This is a genomic window from Psychromonas sp. KJ10-2, from assembly GCF_047323255.1.
In the GTDB taxonomy this organism is placed as follows: Bacteria; Pseudomonadota; Gammaproteobacteria; order Enterobacterales; family Psychromonadaceae; genus Psychromonas.
This window is the reverse complement of the sequence record NZ_CP178827.1, coordinates 2,559,973-2,580,515: the sequence shown is the minus strand read 5'-3', so window position 1 is coordinate 2,580,515 and position 20,543 is coordinate 2,559,973. Positions and strand designations below refer to the sequence as shown.

General features: G+C 39.5%; 20 protein-coding genes and 5 pseudogenes. 15 read left to right on the top strand and 10 right to left on the bottom strand.

Annotated features, from left to right (window positions below):
* Window positions 1-40: 40 nt before the first annotated feature.
* The 5 genes and pseudogenes from ACLKL2_RS12415 to def all read right to left on the bottom strand — a co-directional run bounded on the left by ACLKL2_RS12415 (window position 41) and on the right by def (window position 5,714).
* Window positions 41-1,484: pseudogene (locus ACLKL2_RS12415) on the bottom strand (TrkH family potassium uptake protein).
* Between the two features lie 10 nt (window positions 1,485-1,494).
* A pseudogene (trkA, locus tag ACLKL2_RS12410) lies at window positions 1,495-2,870 on the bottom strand (Trk system potassium transporter TrkA).
* 44 nt (window positions 2,871-2,914) lie between these two features.
* Window positions 2,915-4,213: a 16S rRNA (cytosine(967)-C(5))-methyltransferase RsmB gene (rsmB, locus tag ACLKL2_RS12405; protein ID WP_413691897.1), complete on the bottom strand. Its 1,299-nt coding sequence runs from the start codon at window positions 4,211-4,213 to the stop codon at window positions 2,915-2,917.
* A gap of 5 nt (window positions 4,214-4,218) precedes the next feature.
* On the bottom strand, window positions 4,219-5,172 hold the full coding sequence (gene fmt / locus ACLKL2_RS12400) for a methionyl-tRNA formyltransferase (protein WP_413691895.1): 954 nt from the start codon (window positions 5,170-5,172) through the stop codon (window positions 4,219-4,221).
* A 29-nt stretch (window positions 5,173-5,201) separates the two neighbouring features.
* Complete coding sequence (def, locus tag ACLKL2_RS12395) at window positions 5,202-5,714, bottom strand: peptide deformylase (RefSeq protein WP_413694317.1); 513 nt, start codon at window positions 5,712-5,714, stop codon at window positions 5,202-5,204.
* Window positions 5,715-5,809: 95 nt separating this feature from the next.
* Here def and ACLKL2_RS12390 point away from each other — a divergent pair, with 95 nt between their 5' ends.
* From ACLKL2_RS12390 to ACLKL2_RS12355, 8 genes and pseudogenes are all read left to right on the top strand, one after another.
* Window positions 5,810-6,886 carry a LysM peptidoglycan-binding domain-containing protein gene (locus tag ACLKL2_RS12390; protein WP_413691893.1) on the top strand — a complete coding sequence of 359 codons (1,077 nt, stop codon included), beginning with the start codon at window positions 5,810-5,812 and terminating at the stop codon, window positions 6,884-6,886.
* 21 nt (window positions 6,887-6,907) lie between these two features.
* Window positions 6,908-7,737: pseudogene (gene dprA / locus ACLKL2_RS12385) on the top strand (DNA-processing protein DprA); the annotation flags it as partial.
* 27 nt (window positions 7,738-7,764) lie between these two features.
* Window positions 7,765-8,019, top strand: a complete 255-nt coding sequence (locus ACLKL2_RS12380; protein WP_413694316.1) for a hypothetical protein — start codon at window positions 7,765-7,767, stop codon at window positions 8,017-8,019.
* Between the two features lie 2 nt (window positions 8,020-8,021).
* Complete coding sequence (locus tag ACLKL2_RS12375; protein WP_113819644.1) at window positions 8,022-8,495, top strand: DUF494 domain-containing protein; 474 nt, start codon at window positions 8,022-8,024, stop codon at window positions 8,493-8,495.
* The gene (locus tag ACLKL2_RS12370) at window positions 8,496-9,050 is read left to right on the top strand and encodes a DNA topoisomerase family protein (RefSeq protein ID WP_113819643.1); all 555 of its coding nucleotides are present in this window, start codon (window positions 8,496-8,498) and stop codon (window positions 9,048-9,050) included.
* Window positions 9,051-9,097: 47 nt separating this feature from the next.
* Window positions 9,098-9,667: a Sua5/YciO/YrdC/YwlC family protein gene (locus ACLKL2_RS12365; protein ID WP_258546902.1), complete on the top strand. Its 570-nt coding sequence runs from the start codon at window positions 9,098-9,100 to the stop codon at window positions 9,665-9,667.
* 173 nt (window positions 9,668-9,840) lie between these two features.
* Window positions 9,841-10,323: a 5-(carboxyamino)imidazole ribonucleotide mutase gene (purE, locus tag ACLKL2_RS12360; protein WP_113819642.1), complete on the top strand. Its 483-nt coding sequence runs from the start codon at window positions 9,841-9,843 to the stop codon at window positions 10,321-10,323.
* 1 nt (window position 10,324) lies between these two features.
* Window positions 10,325-11,471 (top strand): annotated as a pseudogene (locus ACLKL2_RS12355) (5-(carboxyamino)imidazole ribonucleotide synthase).
* Window positions 11,472-11,558: 87 nt separating this feature from the next.
* Here ACLKL2_RS12355 and ACLKL2_RS12350 read toward each other — a convergent pair.
* Window positions 11,559-12,573, bottom strand: a pseudogene (locus tag ACLKL2_RS12350) (class I SAM-dependent rRNA methyltransferase).
* 225 nt (window positions 12,574-12,798) lie between these two features.
* On the opposite strand from ACLKL2_RS12350, the gene aroE reads away from it, so the two are divergent.
* The 4 genes from aroE (at window position 12,799) to ACLKL2_RS12330 (ending at window position 14,492) form a co-directional block, all read left to right on the top strand.
* On the top strand, window positions 12,799-13,617 hold the full coding sequence (aroE, locus tag ACLKL2_RS12345; protein ID WP_413691891.1) for a shikimate dehydrogenase: 819 nt from the start codon (window positions 12,799-12,801) through the stop codon (window positions 13,615-13,617).
* A gap of 6 nt (window positions 13,618-13,623) precedes the next feature.
* A complete protein-coding gene (locus ACLKL2_RS12340; protein ID WP_413691890.1) occupies window positions 13,624-13,905 on the top strand; it encodes a DUF1488 domain-containing protein in 282 nt (93 codons plus the stop codon).
* A 58-nt stretch (window positions 13,906-13,963) separates the two neighbouring features.
* Complete coding sequence (locus tag ACLKL2_RS12335) at window positions 13,964-14,227, top strand: YihD family protein (RefSeq protein ID WP_113819637.1); 264 nt, start codon at window positions 13,964-13,966, stop codon at window positions 14,225-14,227.
* A gap of 67 nt (window positions 14,228-14,294) precedes the next feature.
* Window positions 14,295-14,492: a DUF4250 domain-containing protein gene (locus tag ACLKL2_RS12330; RefSeq protein WP_113819636.1), complete on the top strand. Its 198-nt coding sequence runs from the start codon at window positions 14,295-14,297 to the stop codon at window positions 14,490-14,492.
* 60 nt (window positions 14,493-14,552) lie between these two features.
* Here ACLKL2_RS12330 and ACLKL2_RS12325 read toward each other — a convergent pair whose 3' ends face one another.
* Genes ACLKL2_RS12325 through ACLKL2_RS12310 form a run of 4 tightly spaced genes read right to left on the bottom strand, consistent with a single transcriptional unit; the run spans window position 14,553 to window position 18,066 of the window.
* Window positions 14,553-15,434, bottom strand: coding sequence for a metal ABC transporter permease (locus ACLKL2_RS12325; protein WP_413691889.1), 882 nt, complete (start codon window positions 15,432-15,434; stop codon window positions 14,553-14,555).
* Window positions 15,418-16,299, bottom strand: coding sequence for a metal ABC transporter permease (locus tag ACLKL2_RS12320; RefSeq protein ID WP_413691888.1), 882 nt, complete (start codon window positions 16,297-16,299; stop codon window positions 15,418-15,420). Before ACLKL2_RS12320 ends, ACLKL2_RS12325 begins: the two co-directional genes overlap by 17 nt.
* Before the next feature lie 8 nt (window positions 16,300-16,307).
* Window positions 16,308-17,180 carry a manganese/iron ABC transporter ATP-binding protein gene (locus ACLKL2_RS12315; protein WP_413691887.1) on the bottom strand — a complete coding sequence of 291 codons (873 nt, stop codon included), beginning with the start codon at window positions 17,178-17,180 and terminating at the stop codon, window positions 16,308-16,310.
* Complete coding sequence (locus ACLKL2_RS12310) at window positions 17,170-18,066, bottom strand: metal ABC transporter substrate-binding protein (RefSeq protein ID WP_413691886.1); 897 nt, start codon at window positions 18,064-18,066, stop codon at window positions 17,170-17,172. Before ACLKL2_RS12310 ends, ACLKL2_RS12315 begins: the two co-directional genes overlap by 11 nt.
* A 161-nt stretch (window positions 18,067-18,227) precedes the next feature.
* Here ACLKL2_RS12310 and ACLKL2_RS12305 point away from each other — a divergent pair, with 161 nt between their 5' ends.
* From ACLKL2_RS12305 to ACLKL2_RS12295, 3 genes are all read left to right on the top strand, one after another.
* Window positions 18,228-18,575, top strand: a complete 348-nt coding sequence (locus tag ACLKL2_RS12305) for a hypothetical protein (RefSeq protein ID WP_413691884.1) — start codon at window positions 18,228-18,230, stop codon at window positions 18,573-18,575.
* Between the two features lie 234 nt (window positions 18,576-18,809).
* Window positions 18,810-19,793 carry a serine/threonine protein kinase gene (locus tag ACLKL2_RS12300; RefSeq protein ID WP_413691882.1) on the top strand — a complete coding sequence of 328 codons (984 nt, stop codon included), beginning with the start codon at window positions 18,810-18,812 and terminating at the stop codon, window positions 19,791-19,793.
* Between the two features lie 45 nt (window positions 19,794-19,838).
* On the top strand, window positions 19,839-20,447 hold the full coding sequence (locus ACLKL2_RS12295) for a thiol:disulfide interchange protein DsbA/DsbL (protein ID WP_113819629.1): 609 nt from the start codon (window positions 19,839-19,841) through the stop codon (window positions 20,445-20,447).
* The last annotated feature ends 96 nt before the right edge of the window (window positions 20,448-20,543 follow it).

Sequence of the window (20,543 nt, the reverse complement as noted above, 5' to 3'; positions counted from 1 at the left end):
TTTGCAGCGAGCGCTTAACTTCGAAGTACTAAGTAGTGACTTAACGACGCCAAAAGTGTCGAGTCAACATTACTGCCACCGTTAATATCTCTAAACGTCCCATTAACATGCCAATTGATAATACCCATTTTGATGCATTAGGGAAGTCAGCAAAATTACCTGATGGACCAATGGAAGGGACTAAACCAGGTCCAACATTCGATACGGCGGTAATTGAAGCCGTTAATGAAATCATTGCTTCAGATCCAAATGCAGTCAGCAATAATGTAGACACAGCAATAGTCGCCATATACGCGAGAATAAACGCCACTAAAGAACGCAATATCTCATCACTGACTTTACGATTATTATATTTTTGAGGGAATAACGCATGTGGATGCATAAGTAACATCAGCTGGCGTTGCAACAAACTAAAGGCTATTTGGAATCGAAAAATTTTAATACCACCGGATGTTGAACCTGAACAGGCACCAGTAAATAATAAGCCAGCAAAAACAATAACACTAAAATCACCCCAAGTTAAGAAGTCGTCTAGACCAAAACCAGTGGTAGTGATAACCGATACAACATTAAACATGCTGAGACGTAAGGCATCTAACCACATGAACTGGCCAGAATTTACTAAATAGATAGTTAAACTCAAAGTACATACTAAAATGAGCTTCAGGAATCCTTGAATTTGCGCATCTTGCCAAAGTGGTGTTAGTGATTTTTCATGCAACCCTCTAATCATTAACAAGAAAGGGAGTCCGCCTAAAAACATAAAGATAATGGCATTCCAATGTGCAAAGACAGTAAAGTGCCCCATCGAGCTATCGGAGGTTGAATATCCCCCTGTAGAGATAGTGGTCATTGCATGGTTGATCGCTTCAAAATTATCCATCCCAGAAAAGCGATAACCAATATAACAAGCAATACTGAGTGTGATATAAACTAACAGAATATCTAAAGCTACCTGTCGGGTTTTTGCCGCTGATTTATCGGACCAGTCAGAGGATTCTGTTTGGAATAATCGCATCCCCCACATTTAAAAAAGGTAAAATAGCCACACCCATTACAATAAAGCCAACACCGCCTAGCCATTGTAATATTGAACGCCAAAGCAGAATACTATGATGCATGGAATCTAAACCATGTAACACCGTACTTCCAGTTGTGGTAATGCCAGACATAGTTTCAAAAAAAGCATCGCTATAACTAATATGCTGTATAAATACAAAAGGTAACGCGGCAAATAAACTGGCTAGAATCCATACCCCAGTGGTTAATAGAAACATCTCCCTAACGCCTAAATGGGAACGTTGTTTCTCTCCGCCAAAGTATAGGAAAGCAATAGAAGCAAGGTGAGTGATCACTATCGATAATAAAAACTCCATTCCACCAAAAGTGCCGGTATAGAAAGCCAATATCATAGGGAAGTACATAAACACTGCCATTTTCGACAGCACTAGCCCAGTAATAAAGAACAGTGGACGGTAATTCATCTGTTATTGCTTACAGGAAGAATGGACTTGGTTGGAATAGTTTTTCGATATCGCTGATGTACTTCTTATTCACTAAGAACAAGATAACGTGGTCATCAGTTTCTATCACGGTATCATCGTGCGCAATTAACACTTGCTCTTCACGTACTATCGCGCCAACACTGGTTCCTTTTGGTAGTTTTAATTGTGAAATCTCTTTACCCACTACTTTAGAGGTCATGTTATCGCCACGGGCAACAATCTCAATGGCTTCAGCTAACCCTTCACGTAATGAATAAACGTGTTTTAGATCGGCTTTACGTACATGGGTTAACAATGCAGATAAGGTCGCTTGTTGCGGAGAGATAGCAATATCGAGAATGTTACCTTGGATCAAATCAACATAAGCAGTACGTTGAATCAGAACCATGGCTTTACGCGCACCTAAACGCTTGGCCAACATCGCAGACATGATATTCGCTTCATCATCATTGGTGACGGTGATAAATAGGTCAGTTTGATCAATATGCTCTTCTAGCAGTAAGTCTTGATCTGATGAGTCACCGCAGAACACTATGGTGTTAGATAGCGTCTCAGAAAGATGTTCAGCACGACGGTAATTTTTCTCAATCAATTTAACTGAGTTTTCTTTTTCTAAACGCTTAGCAAGGCTTTCACCAATATAACCACCACCAACAATCATGATACGTTTATAAGGGTGCTCTAACTTCTGCATCTCCCCCATTATCGCACGGATATTTGGGCTAGCCGTGATAAAAAACACCTCATCATCGGCTTCAATAATTGTTGTGCCCTGTGGACGAATTGCTTTACCACGTCTAAATATTGCAGCCACACGCGCTTCGATATTAGGCATATGCTCTTTTAACGCGGAAATAGCGTTACCCACCAGCGAACCACCGTAATAAGCACGAATGGCAACTAGCCCCACTTTACCATTGGCAAAGTTGGCTACTTGCAGCGCACCGGGTATTCAATTAGCTGAGTAATGTAATCACTTACTAACTTCTCAGGAGCAATAATATGGTCAATAGGGAAGGCATCTTTATGGAATAACTCTTGTTCATGCATCACCACGGTTTGTGAACGAATACGCGCTATTTTTTTAGGCACATTAAACAGGGTAAAAGCAATTTGGCAGGCAACCATGTTAATTTCATCGCTGTTGGTCACCGCGATTAGCATGTCTGCATCTACGGCACCTGCATTACCCAAGGTAGTTGGGCATGAGGCACTACCTTGTATTACACGTAAATCAAAACGATCTTGTAACTCTTGTAAGGCTTCATGGTTTTCATCAACCACAGTGATATCGTTATTTTCGCCAACTAAGTTTTCAGCTAAAGAAGCGCCCACTTGTCCTGCACCTAAAATAATAATTTTCATTTCGTCTCACTAGTTATCGATTGACTCTTATTGTTGTTATCGCTTTATAACGCTTTTTGCAATTTTGCGTAATAGAAACCATCCATTTTTTGCTCATTCGGCAAGATTTGACGCTGGCAAACACTGTCACTGACTTTGCTGTCTAGTGGAATTAATGATGCATCGCTAGTTGCTGCTAAAAATCGCTCAATCTGCAGATCATTTTCATCGGGTAAAATAGAGCATGTTGCATATAACAGCACCCCACCTGGTTTTAGTTTTTGCCATAAAGCCTGCAGGATATCTTGCTGTAATGCCACCAGCTCATTGATATCACTATCACGGCGTAACCAACGAATATCTGGGTGACGACGAATCACACCCGTGGCACTACAAGGAGCGTCACATAAGATACGATCGAATTGCTCACCTGACCACCACTGTTCAGGTTTAGAGGCATCACCATGGATCACAGTCGCTTGCAGATTCAATCGATCCAAGTTTTCCTGTACACGTAATAAACGCTTTTCATCAAAATCCACCGCCACCATCTGTTTAAGCTCTGACTGTAACTCTAAAGTATGAACCGTTTTACCCCCTGGTGCTGAACATGCATCTAAGATAAGTTCATTGGGTTGTGCTTGTAAATAATGGGCTGCTAACTGTGCGGCACCATCTTGTACAGATACCCAACCTTCTTCAAAACCAGGTAATTGGTAAACATCACAAGCATTTTCTAAACATAGCGCATTATCATTATTATCAATACCTTCCGCTTGCTTATCTTGCTCTGTTAACAGCGCAAGATATTGCTCACGATCATGAAAGCGTGCATTAACACGTAACCACATTGGTGCTTGTTGGTTATTCTCAGTCATGATTTGAGCAGCTTTATGCTCACCGTAAGCAGCTTGTAAACGCTTCACTAACCAACTTGGGTGACAATATAATAAAGCAGGTTGTTGATCTGCCTGTTCGATCAAGCTTTCTTGTTCACGTAAAAAGCTTCTTAATACGCCGTTAATCATGCCTTTTAAAGCCGGTTTCTTTAGGGCTTTGGCACCATTTACCGTTTCGCCAACGGCGGCATGGCTTGGGATACGGGTATATAAGAGTTGATACATGCCAACTAGAATTAGAAAGTGTAAATCACGCTGTTTGCCCGTTAATGGTTTTTTCATTAACGAACGACAGAAAAAATCTAAACGAGGCAAAGTACGTAATACTCCGTAACAGAGCATTTGTACTAGCGCTTTATCTTTAGGAGTGAGTTCCTGCTGTATGGCTGGCAATGCTTGTGATAACGACTGCCCCTTCTCTACCACTTGATTTAATACTTTAGCGGCAATCGCACGTACATTCATTGTTGTTAACCTTGTTCGAGTAAGTTGCTTGATGTAGTAAATAGGTCATGACGAGAGTTTAAAACATCCGCGACCGGCATCGATTTTTTACCTGCCAATTGGATGATTTCTAAATTTAACACACCTTTCCCAGTGGCTACCTGGATACCTTGTTTATCTACTTTCAACACCGCACCTGGTGTTGCTGTTGTCTCTGTGTCCACTATTTTGGCTTGATGTACTTTGATCACTTGTCCTACCCATTGAAAATGGCTAATAGGCCAAGGATTGAAAGCACGAATACAACGGTCGATGAATTCTGCATCATCTTTCCAGTCGATTTGCGCTTCTGCTTTGCTTAATTTTTTAGCGTAGGTCGCTGCGCTTTCATCTTGCTTTTCTGCAACTAGCTCACCTGCCTGTAACTGTTGAATAGTATCAATCAGCACTGATGGTGCTTGCTCTGCTACTTTAGCGTACAAAGACGCGCTAGTTTCATCGGCATCAATTGGGCAGCTGACTTTTTTTAGCATATCACCGGTGTCTAAACCTTCATCCATTTGCATGATGGTTACACCCGTTTCTTTATCACCAGCCCAAATAGCCCGTTGGAAAGGTGCAGCACCTCGCCATCTTGGTAATAATGAACCATGCACGTTCAAACAACCTAAACGCGGTGTGGTTAACACGCTTTTTGGCAAAATGAGGCCATAGGCAACCACAATCATTAAATCAGCATTTAATGAAGCTAATTGCTCAACACTTTCAGCTTGTTTAAAGTTTTCTGGTTGATAAACCGCAATATCATTGGCTAATGCCACCTCTTTTACTGCACTGGCAGTCAGTTTTTTACCTCGTCCAGCAGGACGATCAGGCTGACTGTAAACACCTACCACGTTAAATTCAGTATCAATTAATGCCTGTAAATGATTAGCAGCAAAATCTGGAGTGCCTGCAAAAATGATTTTTAGTTTTTCCACAAAATAACCTTAAACTGATAAATGTATACTTATGAGAATTTTTTCTGCTGACGTTTTAACTTTTCTAATTTTGCTTTAACGCGCTTTTGTTTGAATGGTGATAAGTAATCAATGAATAACTTACCTTTTAGATGGTCTAATTCATGTTGGATACATACCGCAAATAAACCGTCAGCTTTAACCACTTGTGTGTCGCCGTCTAAGTCTTCGTATTGTAAGGTAACAAATTCAGCACGTTGCACTTCAGCATTGGTTTCAGGTACTGACAAACAACCTTCTTCAGAAATTTCAACACCATCACTTTCTAAAATGGTTGGGTTGATCAATACTAGAGGTTGATTGCGTTCAGCTGATACATCAATAACCACTATACGTTGATGTACGTTTACTTGCGTTGCAGCAAGACCAACACCATCTTCGTCATACATGGTTTCAATCATATCTGCAGCGAATTGCTTGATTTCAGGGGTGATCTCTTCGACAGGTTTAGCAACCGTTCTTAAACGATCATCTGGAAAATGTAATACTTCAAGTAAAGCCATGGTATTATCGCTCTCATTATTAATAATAAAAAAGTTAATTCTAGTCATTTCCTATTATAAAAAACAGTTTTATTAATCACAGGGCAAGGATTGTTATGAAATTAAAACTTATTGCATCGCTCCTAGTTGGGGTTGTGTTGTCGATCACAGCATTCGCTGACACACTAAAACTACGAGCAGATCATCCAGAAACATACATAGTGAAAAAGGGAGACACACTATGGGATATATCAGCGCTATTTTTAAATAGCCCATGGTTATGGCCCCGCTTATGGGAAAACAACAGCCAAATAGCCAACCCACACCTTATTTATCCTGGTGATGTACTTAACCTTATTTGGGTTGATGGTGAACCAAGGTTAACCCGTAAACGCCTTAAAAAGCTTTCTCCTACACCACGTATTCAAGAGAAAGACCAAGCGATTCCAATTATTCCATTAAACAGACTCTCTGCTTTCCTAACTAAAGATCACATCATCTCACCTGATTTATTAGAAGGAACACCAAAAGTATTAGGTGATGCGGTAGGTTCCCCACGTTTCTTTGAGGGTGATATTTTTTACGGTCAAGGTCAATTTGATGAGAATAAGCTTTACGGCATTTACCGCCTAGGTGAAAACTTCAAAGGGAAATATAGCGAAAATCTTGGCTCTGAACTACTCTTTATCGGTCAAGCTCAGGTATCTAAAAGTCCTAATGTTGATACTACACCTGAAGCAACGCCTCTTGATTTGCTCAGAAGCTCAAGAGAGGCGCGTCAAGGTGATTTAATCTTGCCGATTCCCGAATACGAAAGCTTACCTGCTTACTTTATTCCTAAGCCTGTAAGTAAATCGGTTAAAGGTCAAATTTTATCATCACTTAATGGTCCATCTGCTATCGGTAAATGGGATGTTGTAGTGATTGATAAAGGCAAAATGGATGGAATACAGATAGGTTCAATGTTCTCTATCTTACGCTCAGGCCAAGCAATCTTAGTGAATGATGACGTTATCTATCAAGAAGATGGTGATGCCTTTGACCAAATTAGTGATCCAGATATCACACTACCAGCGGAACGTGTTGGTGAGTTGATGGTATTTAAGGTCTATGAAAACCTTAGCATCGCAATCTTAATGCGCGGTAAAGATGTTATCGGTTCAACATATAAAATTGAAGGGTTATCGTTTTAAACCTTTTAATTAAGGTAGGTTATTATTCAAGGTTCATTATTTGACAACGAGTTAACCAACAACCCTCTGTATTGCTGGATAGCGCTTGATGCTATTCCAGCTTTACAAAAACGCAAAATATTTACCCTACTAAGTCATTATTCAATTCAATCCCTATTTCAACTCAACGCTAAGCAACTTGCTGCGTTAAAGCTCAACGAACAACAAATAGATGCCTTTCTACACCCTAACCAAGCACATATTCAACAATGCTTATCTTGGCATCAACCGACACTGAATCAATATATTATTAGTTATGATGACCCAGAATATCCTGCACTATTAAAACAGATCAGTAGTGCTCCTTTGTTGCTATTTGTAAAAGGTAATATCAAGCTACTTAATGCGCCTCAGGTAGCCATAGTTGGTAGTAGGAGTTGTACACCCTACAGAGCGAGAAAGCTCACGACCTTGCACAACAGTTATCTGATAGTGGCATAACGGTCACCAGCGGTTTAGCCATTGGTGTCGATGGCATGGCGCATCGTGGCGCGTTAAAACGTAGAGGTTCAACCATTGCGGTGTTAGGCACCGGCTTAAATAACATTTACCCAAAACGTCACTTTGAGCTTGCTCAACAGGTGTCTGAACAAGGGTTATTAATCTCTGAGTTTTGGCCAGATACTCCTGCTTACCCGAGCAATTTCCCTAGGCGTAATCGCATTGTTTCTGGATTAAGTTTAGGTACGCTGGTTATCGAGGCATCGCTCAAAAGTGGTTCATTAATTACTGCCCGTTATGCTAACGAGCAAAATAGAGAAGTATTTGCTTTACCTGGCTCAATTGATAATCCACAAGCCTGTGGTTGTTTAAAGTTAATCCAGCAAGGTGCGAAACTAGTGTTAGATTGTAATGATATTATTAATGAGTTTCCCGCTTTGCAATTACCCCAAATAGCCACAGAAGACAGTACTCCGCCAGTAAGTAAACAATCACCTTTAGTCGCATTAATCGATTATAATCTAACCAGTTTTGAGACCTTGCTAGCACGAAGTGGATTAGATGTTGTCAGCTTACAAAATCAGTTAATAGAATTAGAGATAAATGGTATAATTACCGTCCAACCGCAAGGTTATACTAAGTTAAAAGGCTAGCTATGTTCGAAATTATCATGTATCTCTTTGAAAGTTATATACAAGTTGACCAAACTATGGAGCTTGATACACAAGAGGTGACCGATGAATTAATGCAAGAAGGCTTTCAAAAGTCTGATATAACCAAAGCATTAGCTTGGTTAGACAATTTAGCTAACATGCATAATCAAGAGCCTCAAAGCCGCGCTACCGCAGAGAAGAAAACTTCTCACCGTATTTATAATAAACAAGAACAACGTCAAATCTCTTTGACCTGTCGTAATTACATTAACTACCTAGAAGAAGCTAAAATCCTAACTACACATACCCGCGAAATGGTGATCGATTGCATCATGGCATTAGACAGCGGTGAGTTAATTCTAGAAGATGTTAAATGGTTGATCCTAATGGTGTTATTCAATGACCCTGTGAGTGACGATGCATTCCTACAATTAGAATCTATGGTCATGGACTTTGAAGAGGGGCTGATTCATTAAATGAGCAGCCTGACCACACACCATAAAAAAGTCACTGAGCCATGCCCTAAGTGTGGTTCAGCTTTACATATTAGAAACGGTAAACAAGGTCCTTTCTTAGGCTGTAGTGCTTACCCTGAATGTGACTACTTACGTCCACTGCATGAAAAAAGTGATATCAAGAAAGTGCTCACAGGGACAAGTTGCCCTTTATGTCAGCATGAATTGGTTCTTAAACAAGGTCGCTTTGGTCTATTTATTGGTTGTAGTGACTATCCAACCTGTGAGCATACGGCACAACTCTCTGAGCAAGCTGCTCAACCTGAAAAAACCGAAGCTGATGTTGCTTGCCCTAGTTGCAAAAATGGTCACCTGGTTGCCCGTCAATCGCGTTTTGGTAAAACCTTTTATGCTTGTGATAACTACCCTGACTGCAAATATGCAGTGAATGATAAGCCAGTGAATGAGTTCTGCCCAGATTGCAAATGGCCTATCTTAGTCGAGCGCAAAACAGCCACTGCAACGCGTATGATCTGCCCTAAAAAAGGATGTGGTTACCGCAGTAAACCTATATAATTATTGGCTGTTTGTAGTAAACACGTTAAAAATTAGTGGGGCAATAAATGACAATGGATAAAAATACGCTTTCTCAAGCACTGTTAGCTTTAAAATCAGAGGGTGTTATTGCTTACCCAACAGAATCGGTATTTGGATTAGGTTGCGATCCGGATAGCGAAGTTGCCATTCAAAAAATTCTCGACTTAAAACAACGCCCAGCGCATAAAGGTTTAATTTTAATTGCCGCTAATATCGAACAGCTACAAGGTTATGCAGACTTTTCATCACTAAGCGTTGAACAGTTAGATAATATTAAAGCCACTTGGCCTGGTCCTTTCACCTGGGTTGTTCCTGTACAAGCCTCACTCTCTAAGCTCGTTAGTGGTGACTTTGATAGTATTGCCGTACGTGTTACCGAACACCCTACTGTGCAAGCAATATGTAATGAGTTTGGCAAGCCTATTATTTCCACCAGCGCTAACTTATCTGGCGAACCATCCTGTATAACTGCAGAACAAGTGGAGCAGATGTTTGTTAACCATTCATTGCTTAATTATGTGGTTAACTACCCTGTTACAGGTTTAGAAAATCCCTCACAAATCCATGATGCTGTCACCGGCAAGCGTTTACGTTAAACCTATTCTAGTCATCATTAATTGAATCAAAACCTTCGCTATTAAACGCGGAGGTTTTTTAAAATTTAAGCCCCAAAATCCCCCTACTAATTAACCAACCGAACTTTGCATCTTATAGCCTAACGGGTATAATCGCGCGGATTATAAATTATCCCCCTATTACAGGAGTACGTATGAAAGTTGGTATTATAATGGGCTCTAAGTCTGACTGGCCGACCATGGAACACGCGGCAAACATGTTAGATTCTTTTGGTGTTGAATATGAAACACGAGTGGTTTCTGCACACCGTACCCCACAACTATTAGCTGATTACGCTTCTAGTGCTGCTGAACGTGGCATTAAAGTAATTATTGCTGGTGCTGGTGGTGCTGCGCACTTACCAGGTATGGCAGCGGCTTTCACCAGCTTGCCTGTATTAGGTGTACCAGTTCAATCTAAAGCATTAAAAGGCGTTGATTCATTATTATCAATTTGCCAAATGCCTAAAGGTGTTGCTGTTGGTACATTGGCAATCGGCGAAGCCGGTGCTGCAAATGCAGGCCTATTAGCAACGCAAATTCTTGCATGCCAACAACCTGAACTGCTTGCTAAAGTGGATGAATTCCGCCAAAAGCAAACAGACACCGTATTAGCTAACCCAGACCCAGCGGTTTAATATGAATATTCTAGTTTTAGGTGCAGGGCAACTTGCACGCATGATGAGTTTAGAAGCGGCGCCGTTAAATCTAAATGTGCGCGCCTATGACGTAGGTTCAAAGCAAGTTATTCACCCACTGACGTTACAGTCATATGAGCAATCACTTGAAGACGCAATTACCTTGGTTGATGTGATCACCTGTGAGTTTGAACATATTCCTGATGATGTACTTGCGTTATGCCATGACAGTGGAAAGTTTTACCCAGGTAAAGCAGCAATCAAAGCTGGCGGCGACCGTTGCATTGAAAAAGCACTGCTGGATAAAACTGCCGTACCTTCTGCACCGTATAAATTGATCACTGAAAAGCAACACCTAGTCGATTCTGTGTCACCGTTAGGTTTACCATTAGTGATTAAAACCTGCCAAGCGGGTTATGATGGTAAAGGCCAATGGCGCTTAAAATCAATTGATCAATTAGAGACTATTTGGTCTGAAATGGCTGAGTTTATTGCTGCGGGTACTGAAAGTTTCCACACAGTATTATCGCAGAGAAAATGATCCCATTTAACCGCGAAGTATCAGTAATTGGAGCCCGCGATAAAGCAGGTAACATTGCTATCTACCCAGTGACTGAAAATCAACATACTGATGGTGTATTAACGCTATCATTAGCCACTGAAATTGAGCTTAGCGTTCAACAGCAAGCGATTGATGCATTTAACAAACTATCTGCAGATATGGATTACGTGGGTGTATTAGCCATTGAATTCTTTGATGTAGACGGTCAATTAATGGTTAATGAAATTGCACCGCGTGTACATAACTCTGGTCACTGGACACAACAAGGTACTGCATGTAGTCAATTTGAAAACCATATGCGTGCTGTAGCAGGTTTACCATTAGGTGATACTAATCTGCAAAAAGTGAGTGCGATGATCAATGTATTAGGTCAAGCTGATATCAGTGAGCAAGTACTTAGCATCAGTGATGTAAAAGCCACTGGTACGGTAAAGCACAACGTGCAGGCCGTAAGATGGGGCATATCAATGTGTCAGCGGAATCAAATGCAGCTTTAGCGGAAAAATTATTAAAACTAGCTGAAATATTACCTGAGGAAAATTACCCAGGTGTTAAAAGCACTGCACAGCGTTTATTAGAAAAATAATCACTGCAAATGCATCAATACTAGCCGAGTTGAAGACTCGGCTTTTTTATATCAGTAATACCAATCACTTACTTAATGCAATTGGTCTTACAGTGTTAATGCTACGATTTTTAAAGGGTGGTTATCATCAAAAGAAGGGAAATCGTTGTGGCAATCTAACCATTCAACCGCAGTTACTTCTCTGCCCTGCTTTTCTACACAACGGACTAAACTTTTAAACCACACTTCCTTATCAACCTTAGCCACATTGTTACAACACACAATAGTACCACCTAGGTTTAGTCGTTAATAGCGCAGGCTTAAACAGGCTTTGATAATCATTCACGAGGTCAACCGTACCAAAAGCACTTTTAGCAAAACGCGGTGGATCTAAAAAGACTAAATCAAACTGCGAAGCAGACATTTTAGGATAACTAGGTAGTTTTTTGTTATTACGACTGGTGACTTTAAGCCCTGCTAACTGACGTAAAGCAGGAAATGCATCACTTTGGATAAATTGACAAACTGATTCGACGTCATTGAGTTGCGCATTTTTACGTCCTGCGGCTAATGCAAAAGAAGAAAAATCGACATTAACGACACGCTTTGCACCGCCCACAGCTGCAGCAATACCAATACCACAGGTATAAGAGAAAAGATTTAATACACTCTTTTTATGACTGTGCTTTTTCATATATTCACGGCCAACACGCATATCTAAAAACAGCAGTGGATCTTGTCCTTCATGACGCAATTTACTGGTAAACAATACGCCATTTTCAGACATCACTTGATCGCTTTGTGCAAAAGCTTCAGTACTTTCCTCTAATTGATTAATAATACGAGAATTTTTGTTGGATCTATCATTATACACCAGAGGCAAATCCGCCACATTTAACAATACCGTTTTAATCTCATCTAACTGTTCTTCAGATAAGGTTTCATGAAAGGTTTGAATTAACCATGCATCACCGTAACGATCGATATTAAGTCCATTAACGCCTTCTACTGTGCCATGAAATACACGAAAACAATCTGTTTTAGGTTGATCTTCAATAGACAGGTTATTCAGAAGGGATTCACGCTTCGCTAAAGCAGCGGTTAATAAAGCAGTTATTGGCATAATCAAAAACTCAGTAAAGGAAGATAGCTATTCAGCAACATATGTATGCCAGATAATGAAAGGCTATATTAACAACATAGTAAGCGTTAACAAAACAAACAGTGATTTTTTAATAGGAGAATTTAATAATAGAACACTAAAAAATAATTATCTCACTGAGATACCCTGTATAAACCAGACATGCTAAATTAAAGGCAGACTAAACTTATTGAAATTGGAGATAACATGGATCAGTACGCTGTTTTTGGCAATCCTATTAAACATAGCAAATCACCTTTTATTCATACCCTGTTTGCTAGTCAAACTCAGCAAAAGATGACCTATGGCATTGTTGAGGCGCCTGTTGATGGATTTACTGCATCTGTACAACGCTTTTTCAATGACAACGCTAAAGGCTGCAATATTACCGCTCCTTTCAAAGAGGAAGCTTTTCAGTTTGCACAATCATTAACAGACCGCGCACGTTTAGCGGGTGCTGTAAATACCTTGAAAAAAACCGATGACGGTTTAATCATTGGTGATAATACTGATGGGGCAGGTTTAGTTTTAGATTTAAAAAATAATCATGTCGACCTCACTGGGGCTCGTATCTTATTGTTAGGAGCTGGTGGTGCTGCTCGTGGTGTATGTAGTTCTTTACTAGCAGAGAACCCTGCACAGTTAACGATCGCTAACCGTACCTTTGAAAAAGCACAAAATTTAGTGTCTATTTTTGAACAACTAGGCAGTATTGATGCGCAACCTTTTGATCAATTACAAGGGCCTTTTGATCTTATTATCAATTCAACCTCTGCAGGGTTACATGGCAGTTTACCTGCTATTTCCAGTGACTTAATTACCCCTGAAACTGCTATCTATGACATGACCTATAACGCTCAGGTCACGGCATTTAATGCGTGGGCAAAAGATAGTGGCGCACGTTTAACTATTGATGGTTTAGGTATGTTAGTTGGGCAAGCAGCAGAAAGCTTTGCACTGTGGCGTGGTGTAAAACCCGGTGCAAAACAAGTATTAAACGAATTACGTCATAATTTAGCTGGTTAACTTAATATGAATCAAAGCATTATATTTTCTGATAACGAATACTATAACTCTGATTTACAGCAAGTAGAGTTTCAAGCTCAATGCCAAGGACGCTTAATACAGTGTGTTATCTCATGGATTGCATTAAGTTCGCTTGATCAGCAAAACGACAGTGATGCACAGGCGAATGAAAAGTCTGCCTTAACACGCTTTGATGATGCTCGTTTTGATATTGAAGATCTCGCTGAAGAGCTAATTAATCAACAAGACTTTAATGAGGATGGAAAGATATACCTCGCTTTTGATTAAGTTAGCAATTATCTCGCTGTGTACAGGTAATAAGTACTATTTAAAAGGATACTAATATATGCAAAGTCACCGTATTAATGAGATGTTAGAGCTAATCAAACCCTACTGGTTAAAACACCAAGATCTGGATTTATTAGCACTATTAGAACGTATCGCTAGTGAGTCAGGTTTTGATGGCCCCATCAGTCAACTAACTGATGAAGTGATCATTTATCACTTAAAAATGGACCAAACAGAGAAAGACGAAATGATTCCGGGGATTGCAAAAGATTGCGAAGATGACTTTCAAAGTGCATTATTAAAGGCAAGAGGTTTATTATAATACCGATACATTAAAAGAAGTTAGCTAATTTAATGTAGTTTGGGTAATCACTAAACAGGAGAGCACTATGTTAGAGAGCTATAAAACAATGGATGTTAATATGTTACTAAGCATTGTTAATATGAAATTAAGAAATGAGCAAAAAACATTAGATGACCTATGTGCAACTTACGAAATGGATAAATCACTGTTAAAGGAGCGTCTTGCTGGAGCAGGTTTTATCTATGATTTAAGTAATCATCAATTTAAGCAGAGCACCTACTAGCGTGCTATAGATGCCCTGCTTTAGTTTGTCAACAATGAGTCCGAAGACGGCATGGGTAACCTAACCATGCTCCTTTAGCTGAATGTTTTTTTCGTGTTTAACCCTTTGCTGAGTAAGTTTTTTAACTTTTAAGCTGCTGTAAGTGAACACGCCAATAAATAATGCTGCAAGCAACATAATAATAGTTGGTGCTGGTGCACTATCAATGAAGAAGCTTAGGTAGATACCCAATACAGCACAACTACATGACACACCGACACTGATCACTAACATCTTGTAAAAGTTACGAGTTAATAAAAAAGCAATCGCGCCTGGAGTGATTAACATAGCAATCACTAAAATCATACCCACCGACTTTAATGCAAACACAATAGTAATCGATAACACTGATAACAAAGCGTAATGCAAAAATCTAACAGATAACCCTATCGCCTGTGCATGCTGTTTATCAAACACATATAACAATAGGTTTTTGCCTTGTACAAACAAGAAAGTACACACTACTAAACTCACGATCGCCACTTCCATAATGCCGTTCCAGCTACTACCTAATAGATCGCCATACAATATTTGGTCAAGGTGAACATCTGTTTCTATTTTAGTGATTAATAACAGACCCAAAGCAAACATCGCAGAGAAGACAATCCCCATCACTGTATCTTCTTTTAGGCGACTATGTTCTTTAATGAATCCTGTAAAAACAGCACAGCTGATACCTGCAACAAAAGCACCAACAGCAAAAGGAATAGCTAACACGTAAGCGATCACGATACCTGGTAAAACAGAGTGAGAGATAGCATCTCCCATCAATGACCACCCTTTTAAAACTAAAAAGCAAGACAGTATTGCCGTCGGTACCGCTAAAATAAGTACCATCACAAATGCTTGTCGCATGAAATCAAAAATAAATGGAGAAGTTAAATTTTCAAATAGTGCTGTCATGTAATTCTCCTTGTTTAACGGTTAATGCGCGTTGCTTTTTTCTATTACTGATCAAGCCATATTTAGGCGAGAAGAAGAAAGCAGATAAGAATATAAAGGTTTGTAATAGAACAATAATTCCGCCTGTTGCCCCGTTAATGAAGTAACTGAGGTATGCTCCAATTAATGAGCTCAATGTACCGACGCTAATACTGATAAAAATAACATTACTAAATTTATCACTCAGTAAATAAGCTGTCGCACCAGGGATCACTACCATCGCAATCACTAGAAAAGCCCCTACTGTTTGTAACGCCGCAACCGTTGATGCACTCAATAAGGTGAAAAAGATAATTTTTAAGGCATTAGCATTTAAACCAATGCTTCTTGCATGCTGTTCATCAAAAAACAGCACCATAAAATCACGCCACTTCACCGTTAATACAACTAAGGTAACCATACTAATGATCACTAACTGCAATGTATCGTAAGGTGTGATTGCCAAAATATTACCCATGACTATGGTTTGAATATTTACTGACGTTGGACTCAAAGAGACCATGAACAACCCCAAACCAAAAAATGAGGTGAAAATAATACCGATAATGGCATCTTCTTTTAATCTGGAGGCTTGGTTTAGAAACAACATCACTGTTGCCGCTAAACCACCTGAAAAAAACGCGCCAACTGCAAATGGCAACCCCAACATGTAAGCGCCTGCGACACCAGGTACAATGGAATGTGAAAGCGCATCACCAATCAGTGACCACCCTTTTAACATCAAGTACACGGATAAAAAGGCACAAACACCGCCCACCAGCGCACTCACAAAAATCGCATTAACCATGTAATCGTAGCTAAAGGGTTCTAATAAATATTCTAACATTTCCCCTCCTACTGCTGATTAAGCACGGTATTAGTATGTTGCTCTCCGTAAAGAACAACTGGACGCTCATCGTCACTGATCACAGTAACTTGGCGTTTATCATCATCGTGATGCAATAAGTCACCACTTAAAACAAAGTGACGTAGCGCACCACCAAAGGCTTTTTGTATATTATCGGGTGTGAATACCCTCTCAGTTGGACCTTCATCTAATACAGTTCGATTAATAAAAACGGTTCTATCGCAAAATTCAGGAATGCTCCCTAGGTTATGCGTTGAGACTAAAATCACTTTACCCTCTTCACGCAATACTTTTAGTAATTGCATAATGTGCTCTTCAGTTTTTACATCAACACCAGTAAAGGGTTCATCGAGTAAAATGACCTGACTCTCCTGTGCTAATGCACGTGCTAAGAAGATACGTTTTTTCTGACCACCCGATAATTCACCAATTTGACGGTGACGATAGTCTTGCATATTCACACGGCGTAACGCTTGATCAACCATTTCACAGTCTTTGACTGAACTCATACGCAACATATTCATATGCCCGTAACGTCCCATCATCACCACATCTTCCACTAAGATAGGGAAATCCCAATCAATCTCTTCTGATTGAGGTACATAAGCGACAATGTTGCTTTTTAGTGCTTGTTTTACTGTTAATCCTAAAATGTTTACTGAGCCAGTTTTTAAACTAACCAACCCCATAATGGATTTAAAGATAGTTGATTTACCGCTGCCGTTAATACCTACTAAAGCTGTAATAGAGCCTTTAGGTAAAGTAAAACTGGCATCATGAATAGCGGTAAAGCCATTTCGGTAAGTCACTGTAATATCATTGACTTTTATTTCGTTTGTTGTTGTTTGTTTATTTAGCATCTTGATTTACCCCCGCTGCAATTCGACTCAAGGTCGTCGTTAACAAGTCAATATAAGTAGGGACAGGACCATCTGCATTACTCAAAGAATCAACATAAAGCACACCCGCGTATAGCGCACCTGTTTCTCTTGCTACCTGTTGTGCAGGTTTAGCGGATACCGTACTTTCACTAAACACTGCATTAATATTATTTGAACGTACGGTATCGATTACCGCTCTAACTTGTTGTGGAGTGCCCTGAGCATCTGAATTCATAGGCCATAAATATAACTCTTTTAAACCATAATCTCGGGCTAAGTAACTGAATGCACCTTCACTGGTTACTAACCAACGTTGTTGCTCTGGCACTGCCGCAATTTTGGCTTTGAAAGGCGCTACTGCTGCAACAATCTGTTCACTGTATTTTTTTGCGTTGGTGTTGTAGGTTGTTGCATGGCTTGGATCATGTTCTACTAATGCAGCTCTAATATTCTCAATATAAATTAATGCATTAGATGCTGACATCCAAGCGTGTGGATTCGGTTTACCTGAATAAGCCCCTTGGGTGATCCCCATTGGTTTAATACCATCAGAAACGATCACTCTTGGCACATCTTTTAAATTATTAAAAAATTTATCGAACCATAGTTCTAGGTTTAATCCGTTATAAAGGATCATATCTGCGCCCTGTGCTCGACGTAAATCTCCAGGTGTCGCTTGATAATTATGGATTTCTGCATTAGCTTTAGTAATAGATTCGACAATGGCTGCATCACCTGCAACATTTTTCGCCATATCAGCTATTACAGTAAAAGTGGTCACCACTTTAAATTTGTCATTCGATGCTGCATACCCTGCTTGGGCCTGAAAAATAAGTATCAGTACAACAAATAAAGTTCTTAACATACAATCCGCCTACCCAATTAGTTTAATAAGTAAGCCAAAGATAGCAGTCCAGCCCTCTTATCGCAAATGATATTCATTATCACTTTGATAGGCATTATGGATTGATTGTTTTTGTATAAAAAAATACACTGGCTTATCTATCAATAACAAATGGATTGAAAATGAAAAAAACAGCGTTAATTTTATTAGGTGGTGTATTACTTGCTGGTTGCCAAGCGACAAATACGGATACAACAGAGAGTACTTCAACAAGCACATCAAGCACTGTAGCTAGCTTAACCAATAACCTTTTAGAAACTAATTTTCCAAGTTTAACTTGTGCAGAGATCAAACAAACTTTTGTTGATTACGAAGCTAAAATGACTAGTGTAGAAAGTGGCTCTAGCCTGTTAACAACGGCAGGTATTAGTACTGCAACGGCAACAGAAAAAATGCAAACAAGTTACGACACAGCTAAAGAAATAGCAACACCAGTAATGACAGCTAAAGGTTGTACTGAAACGCTATAAGGTTTTCACTATATAAAGTACTCAATATTTGAGTACTTTTATCTTCCTCAAAAATAACTCCCCCTTTCTCGAAGCCATTCCAAACCTCAGTAAATTATTTCCGTTCAGCCCTATCAATCACTCATGAATTTGTTATCTTATATAGACCGTATTAACATTTTACGTATAACAAAATAAATATTTTACAGGGGCGCGCTAATACATTGGCAGCGCCTTTTTTATTGGAGAAATAGAATGTCAAATACAAGCTATCAACAATTAACGCCAGAGTGCCAACTAGATGCACTTGCCAGTATTGGTATTTACCCAGAGACAGGCTTGTTAGCGCTTAATTCTTACGAAAATAGAGTCTTTTCTTTCACCGATGAGCATCAACAACGCTATGTAGTGAAGTTTTATCGACCTGAACGCTGGAGCGAACAGCAATTATTAGAAGATCATGCTTTTTGCCAGTATTTGAGCGAAGCAGACTTACAACTTTCATCACCATTAAATATTGAAGGTAAAACCTTACACTCTTTTGCAGGGTATTATTTTGCATTATTCGAGAATCTATCTGCACGCACCCTTGCCGTTGATGACGTGGACAGCTTATATGAAGTAGGTATTGCACTAGGTAAGTTACATAAAGCAGGTGCGCAGTATCAATTTAAAGCACGTCCAAGTTTGCAGGTCAACGAGACCATTCAGACAGCCATTGAACAGTTAAAAAGCTGTAAATATATCCCTGACAGCATTCATTCTCAGGTGTTTGAAACCTTACAATCCTTATATTACAAAATCACCACCAAGAAATTGCCTAAAGCAAACATGATCGCCATCCACGGAGATGCACATGCCAGCAATATATTATTAAAAGAAGGGCAGCCGTACTGGGTAGATTTCGATGACTGTAAAATGGGTCCTGCAATACAAGACATCTGGATGTTATTAAATGGTGACCGAAATGAACAATTATTACAAATATCTATGATTTTAGAAGGTTATCAAGAAGAATATGAGTTTGAACCGGAACAATTAGCCTACATAGAGGTCTTACGCACTCTGCGTATGATCAATTACGCAGCTTGGATACATAACCGTTGGCAAGATCCTGCATTTTCAAGCAACTTTCCATGGTTTATAACAGAACAATATTGGAAAGAGTGGTTACAATCGTTACAACAACAGTTAGTATTATTAGATGAAGCTCCTCTGATGCTTCAGCCACACTATTAATTTTTACATCATAAAATCACAACAATGATAATAAAGGATCACATAATGAAAAAGGTTTTTGCTCTATTAATCGGTTTGTTTTTACTGCCATTAAGCGTACAAGCTGCAGATTTTGAAGAAGGCACTCACTATGACGTTATTAAACAAACGGCTACTGATAAACCTGAAGTTTTAGAGTTTTTCTCTTTCTATTGCCCACATTGCTTCAAGTTTGAACCACTGATGAAAAACCTTGAACAAGAGTTACCAGATGACGTGACAGTTAAAAAGAGCCACGTAAACTTCTTAGGCGGCGCAATGGCCGATGAAGTGACAAAAGCTTATGCTGCTGCAGACATTCTGGGTGTAAAAGAAGAAGTGACTAGCATTATCTTCGATCAAATCCACGTACAACGTAAAGCAATCAACAATGAACAAGACATCCTTGATATCTTTGCTAAAGCAGGTGTATCTGAAAAAGAAGCACAGGGCGCTTTAGCGAGCTTCCCAGTAAACGGTATGGCAGCTCAAATGAAACGTAATACTGAAACATTCAAAGTTCGTGGCGTACCAACACTGATTGTGAACGGTAAATACAAAGTAAATACTGGTTCAGTTAAAAGCACTAAAGAGTTCGTTGAATTAGTTAAGTTTTTAACTAAAAAAACAGACTAAACAATTGTTTTAAAACCCCCAATTTAAAATAAAAAGCCACATTAGTGGCTTTTTTCATTTTTATGGCATAATAGCGGCGTCCAAAAGGGGAGATGA